We start from the raw sequence: 21,136 nt of genomic DNA on the forward strand, positions 1-21,136 counted from the left end.
TAAGCTTAGGATTAGTTACCCAGCCAATATTTTCTCAAAAACCATTCCAAAATCATTAATATGATAATAAAACTTAATAAATATATTAAGTCAACAGCATTGCCATAATTCGTTTCGTACGAAATAGTTGGTTTTCTATTGTTTTGTATCAGGAAATGATCTTTTATTTTCTTAAAATTCAAACTTCTAAAATAAGTTCCTCCCGATGTTTCGGATAAATACTTTAGAACTGTCGGATCAGCCTGAAGATTTTTCGCTTCAATATTATCCGAACGTACAATAAACTCACCTGTTCGTTCTAAATTGTCGTCAAGTCCGCCAGTTGAGACTCTATATTGATATCTCCCTTTGCTCAGGTAGTTTATTACAAGATCATAATCTTTCTCGTTTCTCGAAAACTGATATTCGTACGAATTGTTCTCTTTATCTGTTAAAACAAAATTAAGCTCGGCATTGTTTGAAAGCTGGTAGCTTTTATCATACAATTCTGCCTGAAAACGAATCGGATTTCCCTCAATAAAATCCTTGCTATGATGAATAATCAACTGATCTTTTTTCACTTTCAAGGCCAAGTACTGAACAGCTCTATTCAACAGGTCATTAAAATTTGAATTGTTATCGAACTGCCTGAATTCATTTAGTTTCCATCGCCATACACCTTCTCCAAAAATCCACCCGAGTTTTCGATCTTCAATGGAAGTAAAAGCAATGAGAGGATATTGGGTGTCAATATTTTTTATTCTCTGATAGGCCAATACATGGTACTCCGCATTAAAATTAATATCTCCGAAAGGAGCTAACAAAGGGGGTAACTTCTCAAACACTTTTTTGCCTTCTGATTTTAGTTTGAATAGTGAAAAGTTTTCATTTTCCATATAACTGACATCCTGAAAATAAGCATTTCGATTGTCAAAATTCAATCCAAGCTTAAAGGTGTTGAGTCGTTGCAAATCGCTATTTCCACCCACCAGCAATAGAGTTGGAACCTTAGCATATTCGAGCTTTGTAAATAAATCGGGAAAGGCATTTTCTCTCGAAGGAATTTGATAGGCAATAAGCAGGTTCACAGCCTCCAGATCCAAACTTGTTTTTGACAAGTTCACCAGCTGACAATCGAAATTTGAATTTTCGAGTATTGCCGATTGCATGGCTGCCAAATCGGGATGGTATTGATCGAATGCAATGACTATTTTTCGCTTGGAATCAAGGATATCAATGACAAACTCGCCAGTGTTATTTTTTAATGAGTATTCCGAAGCATCTGTTTCAATCTGAACCGTAAATTTTTGCAATCCCTTCTTTTCTGCTTCCAGTAAATAGTCTTTCTCCAGGTAAAAGTTCTTTGAATTCACCAGGATTTCGTCCTGCAAAATTAACTTGTTTTGATTGCGTATGCTAAGTTTTAATTTTCTGTTTTCCGATTGTAAAGCCTTTACTCCTATTCGAACAGGGAGTTTCGTATTTGTAAATCCAATCCTGTTGGAACGAACAGTATAAATCGAAACATCGCTAATCTCGGTAGTATCTCCTAACTGAATGCTATGAATTGGGAAATTCAATTCTGAACCAAGATATCGAGGATTGGCACCTGAATTGTACAAACCATCGCTGGCCAGCAGCAATTCTACATTGTCCTGATTTCCATAATTATCTTTGACAAATTTGAAAAGGGAGGAAAAATCGCTCGCCGATTCGCTAAAATTTAGCTGATCCAAATTTCCAAGCTGATTTCCAAAGCTAATTTTCCTGACCGCATAATCTTTTTCAAGATTTTGCGCAAACTCATTTAATTCTTCAGGGTAATCGTTTAGGTAATAAGTTGAATCCTTACCATACCTTAATGATGAAGAATTATCCTGGGCAAGAAGTAAAACTGGTTTGTTCTCGATTCGTTTCTGATACTTGATTCGAGGTCCAAGCAGCAAGAATAATAAAGTGAAAATTGCCAAAAATCGAAGCGAAGCAAGAACTGCAAGCTTCCAGGCAGGTAATTCTTGAAGTGTATTTTTTTTATAAAAATACAATCGATAAACAATTGCCGATGTCAACAGAACGATCGGCAAAATCCACCAAACAGAGTATTGAGTAACCAGAGAAATATCCAACTTTATTCTTTTTTATGTAGCAAATGTAATAAACAATTCCATTATTGTTTGGTAACATTTTGCTTTTGAATCGATTTATGCAGCTCATTTACCTGTTTCAATGCCGCTGAACCATACCAAGGGTGTAATTCCATTACCAATCTCCCTGCTTTTACTGCAGGATCGCTTTTGGTTAAAGCCCTTGCTTCTTCCATGCTTTCTACATCGAAAATGTAAATCCCCCTAATTTCGCCATCATCCAGAAACGGACCAGCAAGAACCAATTTCCCCTCCTTTGCAAGTCTTCCAATATTTTCAAGATGAGCTTTCTGCAGTTTTACAGCACTTATCGAATCCTGGCTTCGATTAGGACCACTTTTTAAAAATGCCATCACATATTGGCTCATTCCATACTGATCGGCTTTGAGTTTCTCTGCCAGGCCGGCATTATAAACAGGCTGTGTATCAACCTCATCTTTACCTTTAGGCTGACATGAAATGAAAACAAAAACAATAATAAACAGTAGGTTTTTAATAAGTTTCATCTGATCTTTTTTATCCTGATTGATTCTAAAAAAGAAAGATAATTAAAGTTTTAAACTTCTTTAACACTTTTTGGGAGTGCTTAACCGTTTTTGAGCCTACATTTGTAATATAACAAAACAGAAAAGTGGTTTTTTCATAGATTAAGTTATAGGGTTAAAAAGTGAATATAGAAAAGTCGGGGTGGTTCCCGACTTTTTTGTTTATACTCCCTTTACCTTTTCAGAATGGTTTTTACATCTTTTAGTTTGATTTCTGCAAAGAGTATTCCTGTAAAGATCAATAATCCTCCAATAATGGTTTTTGTGCTTAGCTCTTCGTTTAAATAAAAATAAGCTGTAATGGCCGCAAACAATGGTTCAAAAGAGAAAATAATAGAGGTTGTTATCTCAGAAATGAATTTTTGATAAGAGTTTTGTACCGTATACATAAAGGCAGTAGCAAATAAAGCGGTAAAGAGTATGGCCTGCCATAGCTTAAATTGAGTTGGTACAAAGAGCTCTCCCCTCATTCCTGCATAAGTTGTACACAGCACTCCAACCACCAAAAACTGAATGATCGAAAGCAAAACGCCATCGCAGTTTGGACTAATATTACCAACCATGATAATGTAAATGGCGAATAATATTGCAGAAACAAATACCCAAGAATCTCCTATATTAAGTTGCAGACCACTGCTAAGAGTCAATAAGGCAAGTCCCATGGTTGCCATGATTACAGCAAGTATAATATTTGCAGTAGGTAATTTCTTTTGCATTACCGATAAAATCAAAGGCACAAATACTACCGAAAGGCCAGTTATAAAACCTCCTTTCGATGCTGTGGTATACTGCAAACCTATTGTTTGAGCTAAAAAACTAGCCAGCAAAGGTAAGGATAGCAGCAAGCCATATTTAATCACCTGAAAATCTATTTTCCTGATTTTTTTCATAAAGATCAAGGCCAAAACAAAGCCTGCCAATAAAAATCGATAGCCCAGGAATCCGGCTACACTAATTAAAGAGACTGCATCTTTAATAAATACAAAGGTCATTCCCCAAAATATGGTTCCCAACAATAACAACAAAATTGTCTTTATTCTCACACTCATAACTTAAACGATTAAAATATTCATACCATTACAATTCAGCAAAAAACGATAGCATATAAGGATAGATCACGTGGGAACGAATGGTATATCCCATGAGTAATTTTCCAATTAAAAATACAAGTTGCGGTTTTGTTGTTGTACACAAAAAAAGCTTCATTATTCAAACAATTTATCATGAAGCTATGGTACACAGAGAAGATCTGTGATGAGCATAGGTGATATTCAAAATCTTCCATAGCGGGAATATCGCCCGATTATCATGCTCAATCTGATGCGAATATATACTTTTTTGGAGCAGAGGCAAAAAAAACGAAAAAAATTATTTCCTGATGGGGGTATTCTCCGAACCAATTGTCTTCCTCATGATTTTAATATTATTCATCTGATTAAAAACTCATGAAAAGAAAAAATTGCATTGTTCTAATCCTCCTGGCATTATTGGGAAGTCTGCCAGTTAGTGCTCTAAATATCAACACACAATACCATCAAAACATTCGAGGAAAAATAACAGACCATGAAACCAAACAAGCTTTAGTTGGAGCTAATATTATCGTTCTAAACTCCGACCCATTTAAAGGAACAGCAAGTGATATAGATGGCAATTTTATTTTAGATCATGTGGAAATTGGCAGAGTTTCTCTACACATAACTTGTATGGGGTACGAAGCAAAAACCATTGCGAACATAGAGTTAGGTTCGGCAAAGGAAGTGTTTTTGGAAATAGAGCTGATAGAATCAATAACAAAGATTCAGGAAGTTAAAGTTTATCCGAAAACAGCCAAACATGAAACACTTAATAAAATGGCCCTGGTAAGTGGTCAAGCTTTTACAGTTGAAGAAACCAGCAGGTACTCAGGGGCTTTAAACGATCCGGCACGAATGGTTTCGGCCTATGCAGGTGTTTCTTCCGATGGTGAAGGTTCCAATGAGATTATCGTTCGAGGAAACTCGCCCAAAGGCATTCAATGGCGACTGGAAGGAATCGAAATTCCAAATCCCAATCATTTTGCCGACGAAGGCTCAACCGGAGGAGCTGTAAATGCCCTAAACAGCAACTTACTTCGCAATTCCGATTTCTTTACCGGTGCATTTTCGGCCGAGTATGGGAATGCCTATTCCGGAATTTTCGATATTAATTTACGATCTGGAAACAATGCAAGGCATGAGCAAACATTTGGCTTTAGCACAATGGGAATTGATTTCACCCTTGAAGGTCCAATAAAGAAAGGCTATTCTGGTTCTTATTTGGCCAATTATCGTTACTCTTCTCTCGAATTGTTGAACAATGCTGGTATAGTTGATTTCGACGGCATTCCAAAATACCAGGATGGATCGTTTAAACTGGTATTGCCAACAAAAAAGGTGGGTAAGTTTAGCATTTTTGGTCTGTTTGGAAAAAGTAACATGCTAAATAAAGAAGAAACAGATGATGAAAGCATTACGCTTGGAGAAAACGAAATCGATTCGGATTTACAAATAGTTGGAATGACCAATCTCTTGCCTATTGGAAAAAAATCTTACCTAAAAAACACATTGGCATATTCTGCAAGCAACAGTAAATACAAATCAAACATTTTGGGTAATGAGGATCGAATGTTTTTGGCTTTAAAAGAGAAGTATCAGCACGATTATCTAAAATTTGTGTCGAATTTTAATACCAAATTGAATGCAAAAAACAGTATAAAAGCAGGAATTCAATACACTCATTTGGGTTTTGATATCAGTAGCCAGAACGATTTTAAAAATACGGGCTCTTTTATTAGCGATGTAAATTCCGATGGCAATTCTCACCTGCTCCAATCCTTTGTGAATTGGAAATATCGAATCACACCAAAGCTCAGTCTTGTATCGGGAGTACATGCAAGTTATTTTTCTTTAAATGATGACCAAAGCATTGAGCCTCGCATTGGACTGAAATACAATTTTTTGCCCAATCAGTCTCTGTCATTTGGTTTTGGTGTACACAGTAAACTGGAAAGTCTTTCCACTTATTTTATCCAGTTAATGGATGAGAATGATATGCCATACACGCCCAATAAAAATTTAAAAATGAGCAAGGCAAGGCATTATGTACTGGGCTACAACAATCAATTGAATCGTAATTTGCAGTTAAAAATAGAAGCCTACTACCAGGATTTGTACGATTTGGCTGTGGAAAATGATCCGAATAGCAAAATCGTGCTTCAGGATATTAAGGAAGGACTTGCCGATTATGATTTTGTAAACGAAGGAAGTGGTAAAAATTATGGAATTGAGCTTACGTTGGAAAGGTTTTTTCACAACAATTTCTACTACCTGTTTTCGGGTTCTCTTTATCAATCGAAATTTACAGCATTGGATGGAATTGAACGAAACTCAAGATACAATGGGAATTACACTGCCAATCTGTTAATTGGGAAAGAATACAAAGTTGGTAAAGAAGGTAAGAACAGAATTGGCTGGAATGGAAAAGTGAGCTTTCGTGGTGGACAGTATTACACTCCTGTTGATTTGATTAAAAGTCAGGAAGCTGGTGAAACCATTTATAAAGAGGATAGCGAATTCTCGATACAAGCCGATGATCTTTTTGTTCTAAATGCAACCTTTAGCTACAAGGTGAATCGAAAAAAAACAAGGCATGAGTTCAAATTGGATATCAAAAACCTAACAAACAACCAGGCTAAAATACTGGAACGTTACAATAAAGCAACACATGAAATCGAGAATGGAGAACAATTATCGATACTACCAAGTTTGTATTACATTTTACATTTCTAAAGAATGATGAAATAAGCCACAACTGCAATATCGATATGAACCACACAGAGATAAAGAATTAATTTATCCTTGTGTGGCTTCTGCATTAATAAAATATTACTTTATCAAACCTAAAAATTCATCTACCTTTGCTTTTACTAACTAGCTTGACATTGACCACGGAGCATCGCATACATTCAGATTGCATTAGCAGAGAAGATTTTGAAAACCTGTTCAACGATCACTACTCTCGTTTATGTGCCTATGCCTATAACTTTTTGAAGGAACAAGAAGGATCGGAGGAGATTGTGCAGGAGGTCTTCTTCAAGCTTTGGATCAATCGATCAGAAATTCAGATCAACAGCTCTATGGAATCCTACCTGTATCGTTCGGTTAGAAATGCAAGCCTCAATCTTATCAAACACATCAGCATTCGGGAAAAGTACAAGGAATACAATAAGGAGGCAATAGAATATGATGAACAAATCGATAAAGATCCGATGAATGCTTCGGAGTTGGAATTGAAAATCAGGGCCAGTATCGATAAACTTCCCGAACAGAGAAAGAAGATTTTTATCCTGAGTAGATATGAACAATTAAAATACAAAGAAATTGCCGAACAGCTGGGCATATCAGTTAAAACAGTTGAGAACCAAATGGGAAAAGCTTTAAAATTCCTACGTGAAGAATTGGCCGATTACCTCCCATTGATTGTCTTGTTTTTCAAACATTTTTTCAATGGAGAATAGGGTGAAAAGCAAATTCAATTGTCTTACTATAAAGAAAACAAAACACCATAAACAGGCTGACAGACAGAAATTAATTGTGCATGAAAAGTGACAACCTACATATAGATGATAGCTTATTGGCCAAATTTCTTTTGGGTGAAACCACAAGCAAAGAACGAGGCATTATCATCGATTGGCTGGATGAAAAACAGGAAAACCGCGATCAGCTTGATCAACTGGAGTCGGTGTGGCTGGAAAGTGGCAAACTAAAGCCAAAGCCGATTCCCGTAAACAAAACACTTGCCTGGTCGATTCTTTCCAGGCGAATGGATGAACATGAGGCAAGCCTGTCTCCTTCCAGTAAAAAATACTCCAGTTTTAAAATCGCCATCTACACGGCTGTGGCTGCTTCTGTTTTGGCATTTATTGGCATTTTCAACTGGTATTCAAATCAACCTGCAGAAATCGAGCAGTTTGTACTTGCTAATAATTCCACAGAAACACTAAAAGAAATTCTTCCCGATGGATCGGAGATCTGCTTGAATGAATCTGCTCAGATTCGCTATGAAACCAATAAAAATCAGCAAAGAATTGTTCACCTGGAAGGAGAAGCATTCTTTAGTGTAAAAAGAGATACACTGCGCCCATTTATTGTACACGCTGGCATTGGAGGTGTAAAAGTACTGGGAACAAGTTTCCAGGTAAAAGAAAGAGCTAATGGCGATATTGCGGTGGATGTTAGCTCGGGGAAAGTAGAATTGTTCCGTACGAACAGAGCCACAAATGATACGCTTCATTTAGTTTTGGTGAAAGATGAAAGTGGATTAATTTCGAATTTGCAGGATACAATTATACGTGTAAGCAGTAATTCTTCAGCTTTCTTTTGGGTAGATCAGAGACTTTCGTTTAGAAACAAGCCATTAAAAGAGGTGTTTGAGATATTGGAAGTTTGCTACAATGTTGAAATTATATCCGATGATCCTGAAATTAATGACAAATACTATACTTCTTCATTTATCGATAACGATGTAGAAGAGGTGATTGAAGTAATCTCGAATACCTACCAGTTTTCTTATGCAAAAGAGAACAATGTAATTACAATAACCAGCAATGATAGCAATGAATAGAACTCTCTGTCTCACAATACTAATGGCCTGTATTTTCAATCTTTCGAAGATACAGGCTCAGAACTTTCTGGAAAAGGAGATTCTTGTGGAGGTCAAGAATCAAACTACAGAATCGACCATGTTTATTCTTGAAAAACTAGGTGGCTTTAACTTCTCATACGACGCCATGCTTCTTGATCCCACAAAAATGGTATCTATTGAAGGAAAACGAGCAAGCCTGGAAGAGATTCTCGATGAACTTTTCCAGGGCAGATTTACCTATAAAGTAATAGGTTCGCACGTAATTTTACAGGCCAAAAATAAAGATGGATTGAACAATACCATGTGGATTTTATCGGGTATCATTAGTGATTCCCAGGGCAATCCGCTGGAAAATGCCATTGTTTACGAGGTCAACAGGCAGGCTTCCTTCATTACCAATCCCGATGGCAGATATATGCTTCGTCTTGAAGGTGATCAACCGCTTGGAATTAATTTTAGCTGTAAGGGATATCAGGACACTGTTGCTTTTATTCAATCCAATCAGAACAAAAGTTTCAATATAGCACTTCACCCATGGAAAGCTGAAAATATTTTTAAAGAGCATCCAACATTTTCGCAAAGTTTGCGACCAAAAAACAAGGCAATCAATTGGGCATATACGGAGAAAGATTTGAAGGATTTAGCCATGGTAAACCTCATGGTCCCAAGAAAAACCCTCTATGTTTCGAACAATTTAAATGTACAGGAAGTTCGACTTGTACAAGTCTCATTTATTCCTTCCTGGGGTACCAATCGATTGACCAATGGATTGGTGACAAACAAATATTCTTTGAATATAATTGCTGGTTATTCGGCCAATATCGATGGGCTGGAGATTGGAGCTGTAGCCAATATTATCCGCCAGGAAATGAATGGAGTACAAATTGCTGGTGCCGTAAATGTTGTGGGAGAAGACGTAAATGGTATACAGGTAGCCGGTGCAGTAAATACCAACCTTGGCAATATGGATGGTGTGCAAGTGGCTGGGGCCGTAAATCGTGTAAAGGGCGACATTAAAGGACTGCAAATTAGTGGAGCAGTAAACACGGCAGCTGTAACATCGGCGGATAGCTTATCGCTGAAAGGCTGGAATGGCCAGTTAAGTGGTGGAATTAACCTTCATGGTGGAGAGAGAATTAACCTACAGGTGAGCGGCGCTTACAACCAGGCCAATTCGGTGGATGGACTTCAGGTATCAGGAGGAATCAACTATGTGAAAGGAACCACAAATGGATTGCAGCTATCGGCACTTTACAATCATACCTATAAGTTAAGAGGAATTCAGTTTGGCTTAATCAATCATGCCGATACCATAGAAAATGGCTTTCCGATTGGTTTGGTGAATATCATTAAAAACGGTTATCACAAATGGGAATTCTCGAGCGACGAAAGCTTCTACCTGAATGTAGCCTACAAAACAGGTGGTAAAAACCTGTACAGTTTCTTAAAGATTGGCGTAGGAAAATATTTAAATGCGGCCTACGGTATTGGTTATACAACCAACCCTAAACGTAAATTCTCGGTAAACCTGGATCTTTCGGGTTCGGCCCTCTTCAATACCGATTCAGATTATGATCTTTTCGCAGGAGATATTTACCGTGCTCAGCTGGGTCTTAATTTCAAGCTATCGGATCAACTGGTTTTAAGTACCGGGCCAGCTTATAATTTCTGTAGTCCTGACAAAAAACAGGAAAAAGTTGCTAATGGTAATTTATCGAGCCAGAACACTCCATTTTATGGCAATTACCATATCGACAAAGCTGTAAGCAGCTTAAAAAACCAGTATTGGTTGGGATGGCAGCTTGGCCTAAGATTCTAAATCATTCGTATGTTAGCATTTGTAGAGTGAACTCATACAAATATTAGAACAGATAAACATTTTTTTTCATGCAGTAGGGGTAGATTTCTGATCGATTGTCATCCTGATATACAATCAAAACACAAATAAAAAAAATGATTCAGATGACAAAAATTTCAGTACTCCTGATAAGCATTTCTATTTTCTTCGGATACCATTCAAAGGCTCAAAAGCATTCGAAATTCCAGGCAAGTTTTGTGAGTCCGATTGGCACCAATGGGCTAGAATCCAGGTACACCAGTAACGATTACTCCTTTAACCTGCTAATGGGAACCAATGGTGGTCTTCGAAAGATGGAGATTGGTGGACTTGCGAATGTTAATTCGGGAGCGGTAAGTGGCTTTCAAATGGCTGGTATCGCAAATATAAACGCTGAAAAAACTAAAGGGTTTAACCTGGCTGGAACTTGTAATTTACTTGCCAAAAATGCGGAAGGATTTCAATTGGCAGGTGTATGTAATATCGTTGGTAAAGAAGCGCATGGAGTTCTTATTTCAGGTGCAAGTAACATTAGCCAGGAATCGGCTTCGGGTTTTCAATTGGCTCCTCTTAATTTGGTTGGTGGTAATTTTAGTGGTGTACAATTGGGTGTCTTTAACCAGGTAAAATCGCTAAAAGGAATGCAAATCGGTATTGTTAACATTTCGGATAGTACCGAAAATGCAACTCCTTTCGGAATTTTTAGCATTGTAAAAGGTGGATATTATGCCCTGGAGCTTTCCTACAGCCAGAGCATGCAAGCTAATTTAAGCTATAAAATGGGTGTGGAACATTTGTATACCATCTTTACCTTCGGTTTCGACAATTATAAAAACAAAGACCTTTTCAGATATGGTTTAGGATTTGGAAGCATGCTATCGCTTGGAAAAACTCACAAACTTGCCCTGGAGGCCACTTGCAGTCAGTTGGTATACGATAACAGTTGGGATGATTTAAACCTGCTGAATCGCCTAAAAACCAACTTCCACATGCATGTAAGCCCCGATTTTGCGCTATTTGCGGGCCCAACTTTCAATGTTTACATTACGGATAAAAAAATTGGTGAAAAATATGGTACTATCGATATGCCTCACTCCATTTACGATCATGAAAGTAGCAAAAACAAGTTATTTATGTGGATTGGATTTAATGCTGGTATTTCATTTACATTTTAAATGATAAAACACAGCATTTTATGGCAATAAAAAAGTGCCTTGGAATTTATTCTTTCAAGGCACTTTTTGAATCATATTTTCATTCATGATTTAAATATCAAAGCCAGGACGAACAAAATCTCTTGCCCCTGGAAATGCATCTTCGGTTAAGGTTCTTAATCCCGAAAGGAGAAGCAAAATGGGTAAAAGCCTATCTTCAACCCCAGGAAATTGATTCATATAAGTGGTCCAGGCATCAATGGAGTTATCGATAGAAATTAGTGCAACTTTAGCCGAAGCGACACTATCGTGTGCATAAAATTCGTTTCCTGTTTCCTCGGTGTTGGCTTTACTTCTTAAGGCTCTAAACAATTTACTTGGAATAATAAACTGGAACCAGCGAATAATTTCCGATTTATCGAAGACCATACTTTCAGCAGCACTCATTTCATCTTCTTCTTTAAAATCAAATATTTCCTTCAACGAATGAGAATCCACATAAAGTAGTGTTTCAAAATCGGCGAACCATGAGTCTACCAATTCCGAATATTTATCGGCCTGCATCATAATCTGACCTTTAAAAATCAGCTCATCTTTTTCCTCTTCCTCTTCGGCATTAAATTCCTCTGTTTGTTTAGGCAGTTCCATGCCCAAATCTTTGGCTGCCTGATTCAACAATTCCATGCTTAGCTGAAACATTTCATCTAAGTTTTCCATTGCAGATGAAGCTTCTGCTTCCGTATCATGTTCTGTTGATTTTAAATCAGGAACACCTTCTTCCATCATCTTATAATTAAGACAATTGGCATTGAATTTACATCGCTCACACCATCCATCGCAATAGTTGTAAATGCCGGGAATCAGGTTGGGATTTTGAATTAAAGCAAAGAGTAAATCTTTATTCATCGAGTATAGTGATCTTAAGTAATAGCAAAATTAAATGAAATGGTTTACATATCTTTTTTTAATCAAAAACAGTTGACATTTTAAAATCAATAGTTTATGTTACCAAAAGTAAATGTTGATACTTGCCCCATTTCCAAATGTTAGAAATTCGCTTAGACCATAGGCTAAGCTAGGTTCGTTTTCAAAATCTATTGTACTAAATATTGCTCATTTGGTTTCATAAATATCTAATGTTTTTTAAAAATAAAAATAGCGACTCGAATTCAGGCAATGCTAATACTCTTCTGATCAGCATTGTTATTGCTATTGTACTGGGTTTTGTTGTAGGTGGAATTTTTCCAAAACTTGCCATTAAATTCTCTATTTTCGGCGAAATTTTCCTGAATATCCTGATGATGCTTGTGGTACCAATGGTGGTCTTATCCATGTTGGTTGGAATATCAAAATTGGATAACCTGCGTAATTTGGGTAAAATTGGCAGCAAGACATTGGTGTACTATTTATCTACAACTGCTATCTCTGTTTGTTTGGGAATTGTTTTGGTAAATCTGATTCAACCTGGAAGTGGCTTAAATATAGATTTACCGGAGAATAGCAATCAGTACATTAATGAAAGTACGGCCATATCAGAAACATTAAAACAGCTCATTGTTGGCGATCCTGAAAAGGAACAGCAAGGTCTGATTGCCTACAATCTATTCCTGGCAATGGCCAAAATGGACATTCTGCCACTCATTATTTTTTCTCTCTTTTTTGGAGCTGCATTATCTTCATTAGGAAAGAAAGCCCGAAGAGCTATCGAATTCCTCTCTGTTTTGAACGATGGTGTGATGCAGCTGGTAAATTGGGTCATGTATATCGCTCCTCTAGGTATTTTTGGATTGGTTACAGCTCGTATCGGAAAAGCTGGTGGTTACGAAGGATTTTTACCTGAATTGCTCTCCCTGGGTAAATTTAGTCTTACAGTGCTTCTGGGCTTATCGATACATGCACTTGTTGTTTTATGCGTGCTTCTGTGGTTTCTGGGGAAAAGAAATCCAATTACATATGCCAAAGGAGTTGCCACTGCTTTAATGAATGCGTTTTCTACAGCTTCGAGTACGGCTACTCTCCCATTAACACTGCAAGGGGTTCAACAGCAGAATAAAATATCCGAGAAAACCAGTAATTTTGTACTTCCCCTGGGGGCCACAATCAATATGGATGGAACGGCGATTTATGAAGCCGTTGCGGCCATTTTTATAGCTCAATTGTACGGGTTGGATTTAAGTTTTGCTCAACAAGCCGTTATCTTTTTAACTGCTACATTAGCGGCTATTGGTGCTGCAGGAATTCCTGAGGCAGGACTGGTGACCATGGTAATTGTGTTAAAGGCGGTACATCTACCGATTGAAGGAATTGGTTTAATATTAACCATCGACTGGTTATTGGATCGCTTTAGAACCACTGTTAATGTTTGGGGAGATAGCGTTGGAGCCGCTATTATCGAAAGGTATGAAAACAAGAAAACCACCTCCGAAGAGATGGTTTCATAAATTATTTCGGGGGCGAAATAAATTCATCAATGAATCATTCCTATAGTTCTTCAATTTCTGTCATATAGGCCGAAGTCTGCACCAAAAGCTTTTGCAACTCAACCAATAGTTTGCCTTTGTTCTCTTCCTCCATTCTGCACATTGGCGAACGAAACTCTTCCTTCACTTTGCCCATTAAACTCAAACCTGTTTTCACCGGAATTGGGTTCGATTCGATAAAACACAATTGTATAATGTTTAAATACTTTAAGTGCAATTTTCTGGCATTAATCAAATCGCCTCTTAAGGCTGCATCCATTAAATCGTGAAATTCTTTCGGAAACAAATTGGCAATTACAGAAATTACACCATCGGCTCCTAAGCAAACTGCAGGAAAAGCCAGCGCATCGTCTCCCGAAAACACCATAAATTCCTTCGGTTTATCTCTTAAAATACAGGCCATTTGTTCCAAATTACCCGATGCTTCCTTAATTCCAGCAATATTATCGATCTCGTTGGCTAATTCTACCACCAAGTCGGCAGGAATATTCGAAGCCGTTCTTCCCGGAACATTGTACATGATTACGGGAATGCTTACCGAATGGGCAACCTGGCTAAAATAATCCTTTAGTCCCTTTCGGGTTGGTTTGTTATAATATGGTGAAACCACCAATACTGCATCGGCACCAAGCGATTCAGCCATTTTAGAATTTTCAACAGCCACAAGGCTTGAATTAGATCCGGTTCCTGCAATTACCGGGATGCGTTTATTTACTTTACTGATTACGAATTTGATCACTTCGCAGTACTCATCTTTCGATAAAGTAGCTGCTTCTCCTGTAGTTCCGCATACTACAATTCCATCCGATTGATTTTCGATGTGAAATTCAATCAAATTACCCAATGCATCGTAATCTACACTTCCATCTTCGTGAAAAGGTGTTACAATCGCAACAATTGATCCTTGCCAATTCATACTCATTTTTCTTTTAAAACTTTTATTTGTTAAAAGAGCAGTAAAATAATCCCGATAAACTTCTGAAAACAATATGTCATCCATACCATAACAGAAGATTACCGGTATTATTCTCCTTGATTAAAAACCTACGGTTAATGTAGGGTTGTGGTTTACGCCTGCAAATATAGATTGCACGAACAGTTCAATAAAATTTTTAGAAAATTTATTCAAAAATTCTACATTTTGTGATATTTTCAACATATTTGTAGTGAAATTCAACAAACATCGAGAAACATGATAACAATTCCACAAGTTGTAGAGAAAATTGTGAGTACTCAGCCATTTTTGGCCGAGGCATTGGTCGAAGGATTAATTAACGTTTCTTCTTTAGCGCGCAAAATACAGAATCAAGTTGAAGATGCCGTAAAAAAACCCGTAAAAATTGGAGCAATAATTATGGCATTAAACAGATTGGCTCCAAATCTTGAAGTAAAAATCAATCCCGGATTAAAAGATGTAATCACAAATGTTGGTGACATTATTGTACGATCCAACCTTGTTGACTTTACTTATAAAAATTCCAATACTTTAATCGAGAAACATACCGAATTATTGCGTTCAATTGGACCAAATCAGGAGTTTTTCTACACCATGGTGCAAGGAGTTTTTGAATCGAACCTGGTGGTTTCGGGTTCCTTGCAACAAAAAGTAGAAGAAGCATTTAGCGGCGAAGAGTTGGTTGCAAAAAGCGAAAGACTGTCTTCGGTTACTCTAAAGCTTCCGGCTACCAATTCGCAACAATTGGGTTTCTACTATTACATTCTTAAAAATATTGCCTGGGCTGGAATTAATATCGAAGAGGTAGTATCAACAACCAACGAATTTACTTTGGTTGTAAACGATTCTGATATCGATAAAACATTTTCAGTTCTAAAAAACATGGGGAATAATTAAATTATTCCCCTATTTTTTTCCAAAACAACATTTCTTGAACTTCTTGCCACTTCCGCAATGGCATGGATCATTCCTGTTGGGAAGTTTTTCGTTTATTTCTTCTTTCGGATATTCTCCCGATACATATACCCACTTCCCATTCTCCTTTTCGAAGTATGAATTTTCATGCAGGCATTGTTCAATTCCGTCTTCTTTATAGTAAGCTTTAAACTCTACAAAACCCTGATTATCTTCTTTTTTTCCATCCCTGCTGCCAAGGATTTCCAATCGCTGCCACTCAACAGACTTCGCCCAGTTTAAAATTTCTTCTGCCTCTTGAACCGGACGAGTTCTTTCTGCATAGGTTTGAATAATATAATCGATATCGGCACATACAAATGCCGAATACCGACTTCTCATTAAATCTTCTGCCCTTAGTGCATTACGCTCACCCAAATGAATTGCTCCACAGCACTCTTCATATGAGAAAGGTTTACCACAATAACATGATAGGCTCATAGCAATTATTCTTTATCAAATCCTTTGAAGAATTCATCCAACTTATCGAAATCCTGTTCCCCAATTAATCCCAAGAATTTAGAAAATTCAGGAGTTAGGCTATTTAAGGCATCCTTAATTTTAAACATGGCATTAAACTCGGTAATGAACTCAGCTCTCATATCGAATGCGCATACCAAAGTTTCGTAAAATACACGGAACAGGTTTCCCTGGCTGTACAATACCTGGTCATCAATTGAGATTACCTTCATTAGCTTCATCAACAGATCAAGATTTTTCAGCTCGATAGCCACTGCAAAACCCTTTGTAAAGTTGGCAAATAACATTTGCAGCGACTCCTTATCATTATATTCTGGAATAGGTACAGGAGTAAATTGACAGTCATTAAAAATTGCCAATGCCTCTTCCCTTTTTCCAGATGTAAGCAACATAAAAGCTTTCACATTTGTAAGGCACAGGTGATAAAACTCCTGATATTTGTCTTCTGGTAAATCCTGAAATGCCTGGTCAAGAACTTTAATTCCTTCATTCATGGCACTTTCCACTTTATCATCGCCACGTTTAAAAGAAAATTCGGCCATGAATTGCAATGCCCAATTCAAACCATAAATCCATTTGCCTGATTTTGAACAGGATGAATAACCTTTTCGATACTCTTCGCCAGCCTCGTTCAATTCACCAAAAAGTGAAAATGCTCCTGCACGCAATTGCAAAATTTCCAGATAGAAAGCTGCATCGTCTTTTAACTTCTCAACAGAATTATCAGCTAAAAACTCCCTGATTAAACCTGGGTTTTTCTCCTGAATTCCTTTGTTATACGACTCAATAAGAGTTTGATATATTTCTTTATTCGTCTGCATCTATATTGTTTTTTTAATTTTTATCAATTGAACAAATCCTAATGAAATCACACTCAAGGCTGCTCCTGCCAAAAATGGAATGTGCCTATCTATCATCCACAACATTCCACCTAAAACAGGAATTACTACTGCTGATATGTGATTAATGGTAAAGCCAACTGCCATTGATGGTGCAATATCTTTCTGGTCGCCTGTTTTCTGAAAATAAGTGTTGATTCCCATGGAGAAACCAAAAAAGATATGATCGATAATATACAAGCCTGCAACAATCCAGGCATTATCGATAAAGGCGTATCCAAGGAAAACAAAAACCAGGCTAATATACTCTGCAGAAAGCATTTTGCGCTCCCCAAATTTGTTAATTCCTTTGGCAATATAAGGTGAAATGAAATAAGTGATAATGTTATTTACAACAAATAGTACGGCAACATCCTGAACCGAGTAGTTGTACTTTTCCACCAGCATAAATACAGCAAACACCACAAAAATCTGACGACGTGCACCGCTTAAAAAATTGAGTACATAAAAGAGCCAATACCTTTTTCGAAGTACCATCCCCTTGTTTTGTGGAACAATATTCTTATCAGCGGGTTTCCAGAAAAGTGCCCAAATTCCGAGAGCAAAAACAGCAACACCAATTAAAATAAAACTTGCCTGAAGCGACATCACATGAGCAATACCAAAAATAAATGCTCCCATGCTAATATTGGCAACAGCAGTCCAGCTTTTTTGTTTGGCAAACACAAAAGGTGAATCTTCCAGAGAAAAGTATTGTAAGGTTAAAGATTTGTTGGTGGTTTCGAAATAGTGAAAACCAACCGACATGATCAGTGTGGTAAAAATCAATCCCCAAAAACTTGGGAAAAATCCTGTACAAGCCACACCAACACCTACAAACAATACAGCAATTGCCGATAGTTTGTGTTCTTTGATTACCAAAAGCAGGTAGACCACCAATAAGGCCAGAAAGCCAGGTATTTCCCTTACCGATTGGATAATTCCAACCTGGAAACCATTAATTCCCACTTCATCAACTGCCAGATTATTAAAGAGTGTTCTCCACCCTTGATGACCCGCAGTTGCAGCAATTACCAATAACATAAGGTATTGGTACATGATATTTCTCTTCAAATCTTTGGTCATATCCGCCAAGGCTTAAAATGAGTGGCAAAGTTACTAAAATGCTTAATACAACAAGTGTTTCTTAAAACATAGAATAGATAATTTCCTCTTCGCTTTTCTCCTGTTTAAATATTTTACATTTTTGCATTACAATCAATCAAAACAGCAATGGATTTAAGAACAATAATAGAAAACCGTTACTCGGTTCGATCTTACCAAACAAAAGAAGTTGAAGAAGAGAAGTTAATTAAAATTCTGGAAGCAGGTCAATTGGCTCCTTCGGCAGTTAATTTTCAGCCTTGGCATTTTATTGTGGTGCGAGAAGAAGAAAACCATCAGAAAGTTTCCGAAATCTATCACAGGGAATGGTTTAAAGAGGCTCCTGTTTACATCATTATCTGTGGCGATCACCAGGCAGCATGGAAAAGAAAGGAAGATGGAAAAGATCATACCGATGTAGATGCAGCCATTGCCATCGACCACATGACTTTACAAGCCACAGAACTGGGGCTGGGAACCTGCTGGATTTGTAATTTCTATGTAGAAAAGTGCCGTGAGTATTTTCAGTTGCCAGAACATATTGAGCCAATTGCCATTTTATCATTAGGCTATCCAAATGATGATAAAATTCCTGCTAAAAAGCGCAAAACATTAGATGAAATCGTACACTGGGAGAAGTTTTAAGAAGCATGAATAAGATACCGGTTACTGTAATTACAGGTTTTTTAGGTGCTGGCAAAACCAGCCTGCTCAACCATTTTATTGCCGATTACAAGGAGAAGAAATTCGCCATTATCGAAAATGAGTTTGGCGAAGAGAATATCGACTCGAGTTTGGTTGAAAACATACAATCAGAAGATATTTTTGAGCTAAGCAATGGATGCATTTGCTGTAACCTGAACCAGGAACTTTTTGTGGTACTTCAGAAGTTGATTGAATCGAAGCATGATTTCAACCACTTGCTTATTGAAACAACTGGAATTGCCGATCCTGGCAGTATTTTGGCTTCATTTATCAGCGATCCCTTAATTAAAAATCAATTTGTTTTGGATAGTGTAATTTGTCTGACAGATGCACATAGTTTAAGCTCAGATTTGCAAAAAGAGGAAGTGCTTTCAAAACAAATTGCCATTGCCGATGTGATACTACTCAACAAATTGGATTTGGTGAGTGCAAGCGAAGCTGATCAAAACATTCAATTGCTAAAGGAGCACAACAGTCATGCTGAAATTGTTCGTTGCCAGTACTCAAAAGTAGAGGAAATTCAATTGCTCGATCGTTTTTCATATCAGCCCGATAAAGTATTTCAGCATATACTGGGATTGGAGAGCAGCAAAATCAATCATTCAGAAAACATCCATGGAATTCAGAGCATGCTATTCACTTGTGAGGATCCTTTGGACCAGATGAAAATTGGGATGTGGCTGGACGCCTTCTTACAATTCAACCAGGATACCATTTACCGGGTAAAAGGAATATTGAATTTGGCAGGAGTTGACAACAAAATCATTCTACAATCGGTTCACACCCAAATACAAGCTACAGTTGGAAAAGCCTGGGAACAAGATGAAAAAAGAGAATCGAAAATTGTAATTATTGGTAAAAGTTTAAACCGTGAGGTTATCGATAAAAACCTATTGGAATTAAAAGCATAAAAAACGCGAGCAAAGGCTCGCATTTTTTTTATCCTGTTTCGCTAATTCTTTCCAGTTGTTCAGAATTAATGATATTAAGTTTCCTCCCATCCAATTCAATGATACCCTCGTGATGGAACTCTTTTAAAATTCTTATTGCACTATCTTTCGACATGCCAGTCAGATCTGCAATATCCTGTCGTGAAAGGTGTAATAAAAAACTATCGCTTTCGTAAATTCGATCGGAAAGATAAAGCAAGCCATCAGCAATTCTGCCATGCATTTGCTTTTGCGACAGACTCACCATTTTTTCAAATGAATATATTCCTTTTTGAGTACATTTCTTAATAAATTCTTCCGCAAAATCGGAGTTTTGTCTGATCATTTTCTTGAAGGATTCAATTTCAATAAAGCATGCAGTGCAGTCGACCAATGCTGCCACCGAATAATGGTGACGATTGTCGAAATACAAGGATGCCTGCCCTACAATTTCCCATGGCTTAATTATTTTGATAATGAGCTGTTTTTCCTGCACACCTTCTACATAGAATTTGGCCAAGCCTGAGGTGAGTATCAGCAAATGTGTGGCCGAAGTTCCTTGTTTAAAAATGGTTTCTCCAGCTTTGAATTTTACCTCAAAGCGACTTGCATTAAGTTCTTCTAATTCGGAGGGTGATAATAATTGTAACAGGGGTAAATTTTTGTTGCAATCCAAACAATTTATGCAATGATCGGTTTTAGTAAATTTTGCCATAGCTTAAGTCAGAGGTTAAGGGGATTTTTTCAAATTGTTTATCTAGGTCACTTAAATATAGAAAATTAACAGGTATAAGCCTAGTTATTTGTTGATAAATATCGATCTGAATTAGACAAATTCCTTTTTCTCATGAAAGATATCTCGTCATCTTAGAATGGCTGTAGACATGGCAAATCTTTACCTTTAGAAGAGAGTGAAAAGCCCTTATTAACCTAAAACAGTTATAATCTAAAATCTTAATACCATGCAAAAGAGCAAATTTGTACATCTTATAACGATTTTAGCGACACTGCTCTGCTTTGTCTCTTGTGAGTACGACACAATAGAGTTCGACGAAGTTGTTATTCCACCTGATCAGGAAGTTACATTTAGCGGAGACATTCTCCCAATTTTTACTGCAAAGTGTGTAGAATGTCACGATGGTTCGATAAAACTAGACTTGAGAGAAGCAAATGCCTACAACGCTTTAATCAACGGAGGTTATATCGACACGGATAATCCTTCCTCCAGCGAATTATACGAAACTGTAAATGGAGGACATGGTTCTGCGAGTCAGGCTGAAAAGCAGTTGATTCTTGAATGGATAACCAGAGGTGCTAATAACGACTAAAAA

The 21,136-nt window shown here is 37.3% G+C and carries 19 protein-coding genes; 10 read left to right on the forward strand and 9 right to left on the reverse strand.

All coding sequences use genetic code 11. The features are described from left to right. Nucleotides 1-11 precede the first annotated feature (11 nt). From ELS83_RS19125 to ELS83_RS19135, 3 genes are all read right to left on the reverse strand, one after another. A complete protein-coding gene (locus tag ELS83_RS19125) occupies nucleotides 12-2,105 on the reverse strand; it encodes a hypothetical protein (RefSeq protein WP_171597148.1) in 2,094 nt (697 codons plus the stop codon). Nucleotides 2,106-2,146: 41 nt separating this feature from the next. Beyond that, on the reverse strand, nucleotides 2,147-2,629 hold the full coding sequence (locus tag ELS83_RS19130) for a YciI family protein (RefSeq protein ID WP_171597149.1): 483 nt from the start codon (nucleotides 2,627-2,629) through the stop codon (nucleotides 2,147-2,149). Between the two features lie 212 nt (nucleotides 2,630-2,841). Beyond that, nucleotides 2,842-3,717: a DMT family transporter gene (locus tag ELS83_RS19135; RefSeq protein ID WP_171597150.1), complete on the reverse strand. Its 876-nt coding sequence runs from the start codon at nucleotides 3,715-3,717 to the stop codon at nucleotides 2,842-2,844. Nucleotides 3,718-4,113: 396 nt separating this feature from the next. Here ELS83_RS19135 and ELS83_RS19140 point away from each other — a divergent pair, with 396 nt between their 5' ends. From ELS83_RS19140 to ELS83_RS19160, 5 genes are all read left to right on the forward strand, one after another. After that, nucleotides 4,114-6,474: a TonB-dependent receptor gene (locus ELS83_RS19140; RefSeq protein ID WP_171597151.1), complete on the forward strand. Its 2,361-nt coding sequence runs from the start codon at nucleotides 4,114-4,116 to the stop codon at nucleotides 6,472-6,474. Nucleotides 6,475-6,626: 152 nt separating this feature from the next. Beyond that, nucleotides 6,627-7,202 (forward strand): RNA polymerase sigma-70 factor, encoded by a 576-nt coding sequence (locus ELS83_RS19145; RefSeq protein ID WP_216616700.1) that lies wholly within the window; start codon nucleotides 6,627-6,629, stop codon nucleotides 7,200-7,202. A gap of 80 nt (nucleotides 7,203-7,282) precedes the next feature. Continuing rightward, nucleotides 7,283-8,308 (forward strand): FecR family protein, encoded by a 1,026-nt coding sequence (locus ELS83_RS19150; protein ID WP_171597152.1) that lies wholly within the window; start codon nucleotides 7,283-7,285, stop codon nucleotides 8,306-8,308. After that, nucleotides 8,301-10,148, forward strand: coding sequence for a hypothetical protein (locus ELS83_RS19155; RefSeq protein WP_171597153.1), 1,848 nt, complete (start codon nucleotides 8,301-8,303; stop codon nucleotides 10,146-10,148). Before ELS83_RS19150 ends, ELS83_RS19155 begins: the two co-directional genes overlap by 8 nt. A 143-nt stretch (nucleotides 10,149-10,291) precedes the next feature. Continuing rightward, nucleotides 10,292-11,341 carry an LA_2272 family surface repeat-containing protein gene (locus ELS83_RS19160; RefSeq protein WP_171597154.1) on the forward strand — a complete coding sequence of 350 codons (1,050 nt, stop codon included), beginning with the start codon at nucleotides 10,292-10,294 and terminating at the stop codon, nucleotides 11,339-11,341. A 90-nt stretch (nucleotides 11,342-11,431) separates the two neighbouring features. Here the strand turns inward: ELS83_RS19160 and ELS83_RS19165 are convergent, their stop codons facing one another. Further along, a complete protein-coding gene (locus tag ELS83_RS19165; protein ID WP_171597155.1) occupies nucleotides 11,432-12,226 on the reverse strand; it encodes a hypothetical protein in 795 nt (264 codons plus the stop codon). Nucleotides 12,227-12,456: 230 nt separating this feature from the next. On the opposite strand from ELS83_RS19165, the gene ELS83_RS19170 reads away from it, so the two are divergent. Further along, entirely contained in the window at nucleotides 12,457-13,761 is a 1,305-nt protein-coding gene (locus tag ELS83_RS19170) for a dicarboxylate/amino acid:cation symporter (RefSeq protein ID WP_171597156.1), read from the forward strand. Nucleotides 13,762-13,801: 40 nt separating this feature from the next. Here ELS83_RS19170 and dapA read toward each other — a convergent pair whose 3' ends face one another. After that, on the reverse strand, nucleotides 13,802-14,716 hold the full coding sequence (gene dapA / locus ELS83_RS19175; RefSeq protein ID WP_249414511.1) for a 4-hydroxy-tetrahydrodipicolinate synthase: 915 nt from the start codon (nucleotides 14,714-14,716) through the stop codon (nucleotides 13,802-13,804). 276 nt (nucleotides 14,717-14,992) lie between these two features. On the opposite strand from dapA, the gene ELS83_RS19180 reads away from it, so the two are divergent. Further along, the gene (locus ELS83_RS19180) at nucleotides 14,993-15,652 is read left to right on the forward strand and encodes an aspartate kinase (RefSeq protein ID WP_171597158.1); all 660 of its coding nucleotides are present in this window, start codon (nucleotides 14,993-14,995) and stop codon (nucleotides 15,650-15,652) included. Between the two features lie 9 nt (nucleotides 15,653-15,661). Here the strand turns inward: ELS83_RS19180 and ELS83_RS19185 are convergent, their stop codons facing one another. From ELS83_RS19185 to ELS83_RS19195, 3 genes are read right to left on the reverse strand one after another with little or no spacing between them, the layout of a single operon-like run. Then, nucleotides 15,662-16,150 (reverse strand): YchJ family protein, encoded by a 489-nt coding sequence (locus ELS83_RS19185; protein WP_171597159.1) that lies wholly within the window; start codon nucleotides 16,148-16,150, stop codon nucleotides 15,662-15,664. A 5-nt stretch (nucleotides 16,151-16,155) separates the two neighbouring features. Next, nucleotides 16,156-17,010, reverse strand: a complete 855-nt coding sequence (locus tag ELS83_RS19190; protein WP_171597160.1) for a hypothetical protein — start codon at nucleotides 17,008-17,010, stop codon at nucleotides 16,156-16,158. Further along, on the reverse strand, nucleotides 17,011-18,153 hold the full coding sequence (locus tag ELS83_RS19195) for an MFS transporter (RefSeq protein WP_171597161.1): 1,143 nt from the start codon (nucleotides 18,151-18,153) through the stop codon (nucleotides 17,011-17,013). It lies immediately after the preceding gene. A 147-nt stretch (nucleotides 18,154-18,300) separates the two neighbouring features. Between ELS83_RS19195 and ELS83_RS19200 the strand changes: the two genes are divergently transcribed. Both ELS83_RS19200 and ELS83_RS19205 read left to right on the forward strand, forming a co-directional pair. Then, nucleotides 18,301-18,816 (forward strand): nitroreductase family protein, encoded by a 516-nt coding sequence (locus ELS83_RS19200; protein WP_171597163.1) that lies wholly within the window; start codon nucleotides 18,301-18,303, stop codon nucleotides 18,814-18,816. Between the two features lie 5 nt (nucleotides 18,817-18,821). Beyond that, a complete protein-coding gene (locus tag ELS83_RS19205; protein ID WP_171597164.1) occupies nucleotides 18,822-19,787 on the forward strand; it encodes a CobW family GTP-binding protein in 966 nt (321 codons plus the stop codon). A 28-nt stretch (nucleotides 19,788-19,815) separates the two neighbouring features. Here ELS83_RS19205 and ELS83_RS19210 read toward each other — a convergent pair whose 3' ends face one another. Next, nucleotides 19,816-20,520: a Crp/Fnr family transcriptional regulator gene (locus ELS83_RS19210; protein ID WP_171597165.1), complete on the reverse strand. Its 705-nt coding sequence runs from the start codon at nucleotides 20,518-20,520 to the stop codon at nucleotides 19,816-19,818. 247 nt (nucleotides 20,521-20,767) lie between these two features. Here ELS83_RS19210 and ELS83_RS19215 point away from each other — a divergent pair, with 247 nt between their 5' ends. Next, complete coding sequence (locus ELS83_RS19215) at nucleotides 20,768-21,133, forward strand: hypothetical protein (protein ID WP_171597166.1); 366 nt, start codon at nucleotides 20,768-20,770, stop codon at nucleotides 21,131-21,133. Nucleotides 21,134-21,136 lie beyond the last annotated feature (3 nt).

Origin of the sequence: Marinifilum caeruleilacunae (genome assembly GCF_013141825.1) — a bacterium.
Taxonomy (GTDB): Bacteria; Bacteroidota; Bacteroidia; order Bacteroidales; family Marinifilaceae; genus Marinifilum; species Marinifilum caeruleilacunae.

Excerpts from the sequence above, each read along its gene's own strand:
- ELS83_RS19160 (WP_171597154.1), top strand. The coding sequence starts at position 10,292 with ATGACAAAAATTTCAGTACTCCTGATAAGCATTTCTATTTTCTTCGGA.
- ELS83_RS19180 (WP_171597158.1), top strand. The coding sequence starts at position 14,993 with ATGATAACAATTCCACAAGTTGTAGAGAAAATTGTGAGTACTCAGCCA.
- ELS83_RS19165 (WP_171597155.1), bottom strand. The coding sequence starts at position 12,226 with ATGAATAAAGATTTACTCTTTGCTTTAATTCAAAATCCCAACCTGATT.
- ELS83_RS19200 (WP_171597163.1), top strand. The coding sequence starts at position 18,301 with ATGGATTTAAGAACAATAATAGAAAACCGTTACTCGGTTCGATCTTAC.
- ELS83_RS19190 (WP_171597160.1), bottom strand. The coding sequence starts at position 17,010 with ATGCAGACGAATAAAGAAATATATCAAACTCTTATTGAGTCGTATAAC.
- ELS83_RS19185 (WP_171597159.1), bottom strand. The coding sequence starts at position 16,150 with ATGAGCCTATCATGTTATTGTGGTAAACCTTTCTCATATGAAGAGTGC.
- ELS83_RS19205 (WP_171597164.1), top strand. The coding sequence starts at position 18,822 with ATGAATAAGATACCGGTTACTGTAATTACAGGTTTTTTAGGTGCTGGC.
- ELS83_RS19215 (WP_171597166.1), top strand. The coding sequence starts at position 20,768 with ATGCAAAAGAGCAAATTTGTACATCTTATAACGATTTTAGCGACACTG.
- ELS83_RS19150 (WP_171597152.1), top strand. The coding sequence starts at position 7,283 with ATGAAAAGTGACAACCTACATATAGATGATAGCTTATTGGCCAAATTT.
- ELS83_RS19140 (WP_171597151.1), top strand. The coding sequence starts at position 4,114 with ATGAAAAGAAAAAATTGCATTGTTCTAATCCTCCTGGCATTATTGGGA.
- ELS83_RS19135 (WP_171597150.1), bottom strand. The coding sequence starts at position 3,717 with ATGAGTGTGAGAATAAAGACAATTTTGTTGTTATTGTTGGGAACCATA.
- ELS83_RS19155 (WP_171597153.1), top strand. The coding sequence starts at position 8,301 with ATGAATAGAACTCTCTGTCTCACAATACTAATGGCCTGTATTTTCAAT.
- ELS83_RS19195 (WP_171597161.1), bottom strand. The coding sequence starts at position 18,153 with ATGACCAAAGATTTGAAGAGAAATATCATGTACCAATACCTTATGTTA.
- ELS83_RS19170 (WP_171597156.1), top strand. The coding sequence starts at position 12,457 with ATGTTTTTTAAAAATAAAAATAGCGACTCGAATTCAGGCAATGCTAAT.
- dapA (WP_249414511.1), bottom strand. The coding sequence starts at position 14,716 with ATGAATTGGCAAGGATCAATTGTTGCGATTGTAACACCTTTTCACGAA.
- ELS83_RS19210 (WP_171597165.1), bottom strand. The coding sequence starts at position 20,520 with ATGGCAAAATTTACTAAAACCGATCATTGCATAAATTGTTTGGATTGC.
- ELS83_RS19130 (WP_171597149.1), bottom strand. The coding sequence starts at position 2,629 with ATGAAACTTATTAAAAACCTACTGTTTATTATTGTTTTTGTTTTCATT.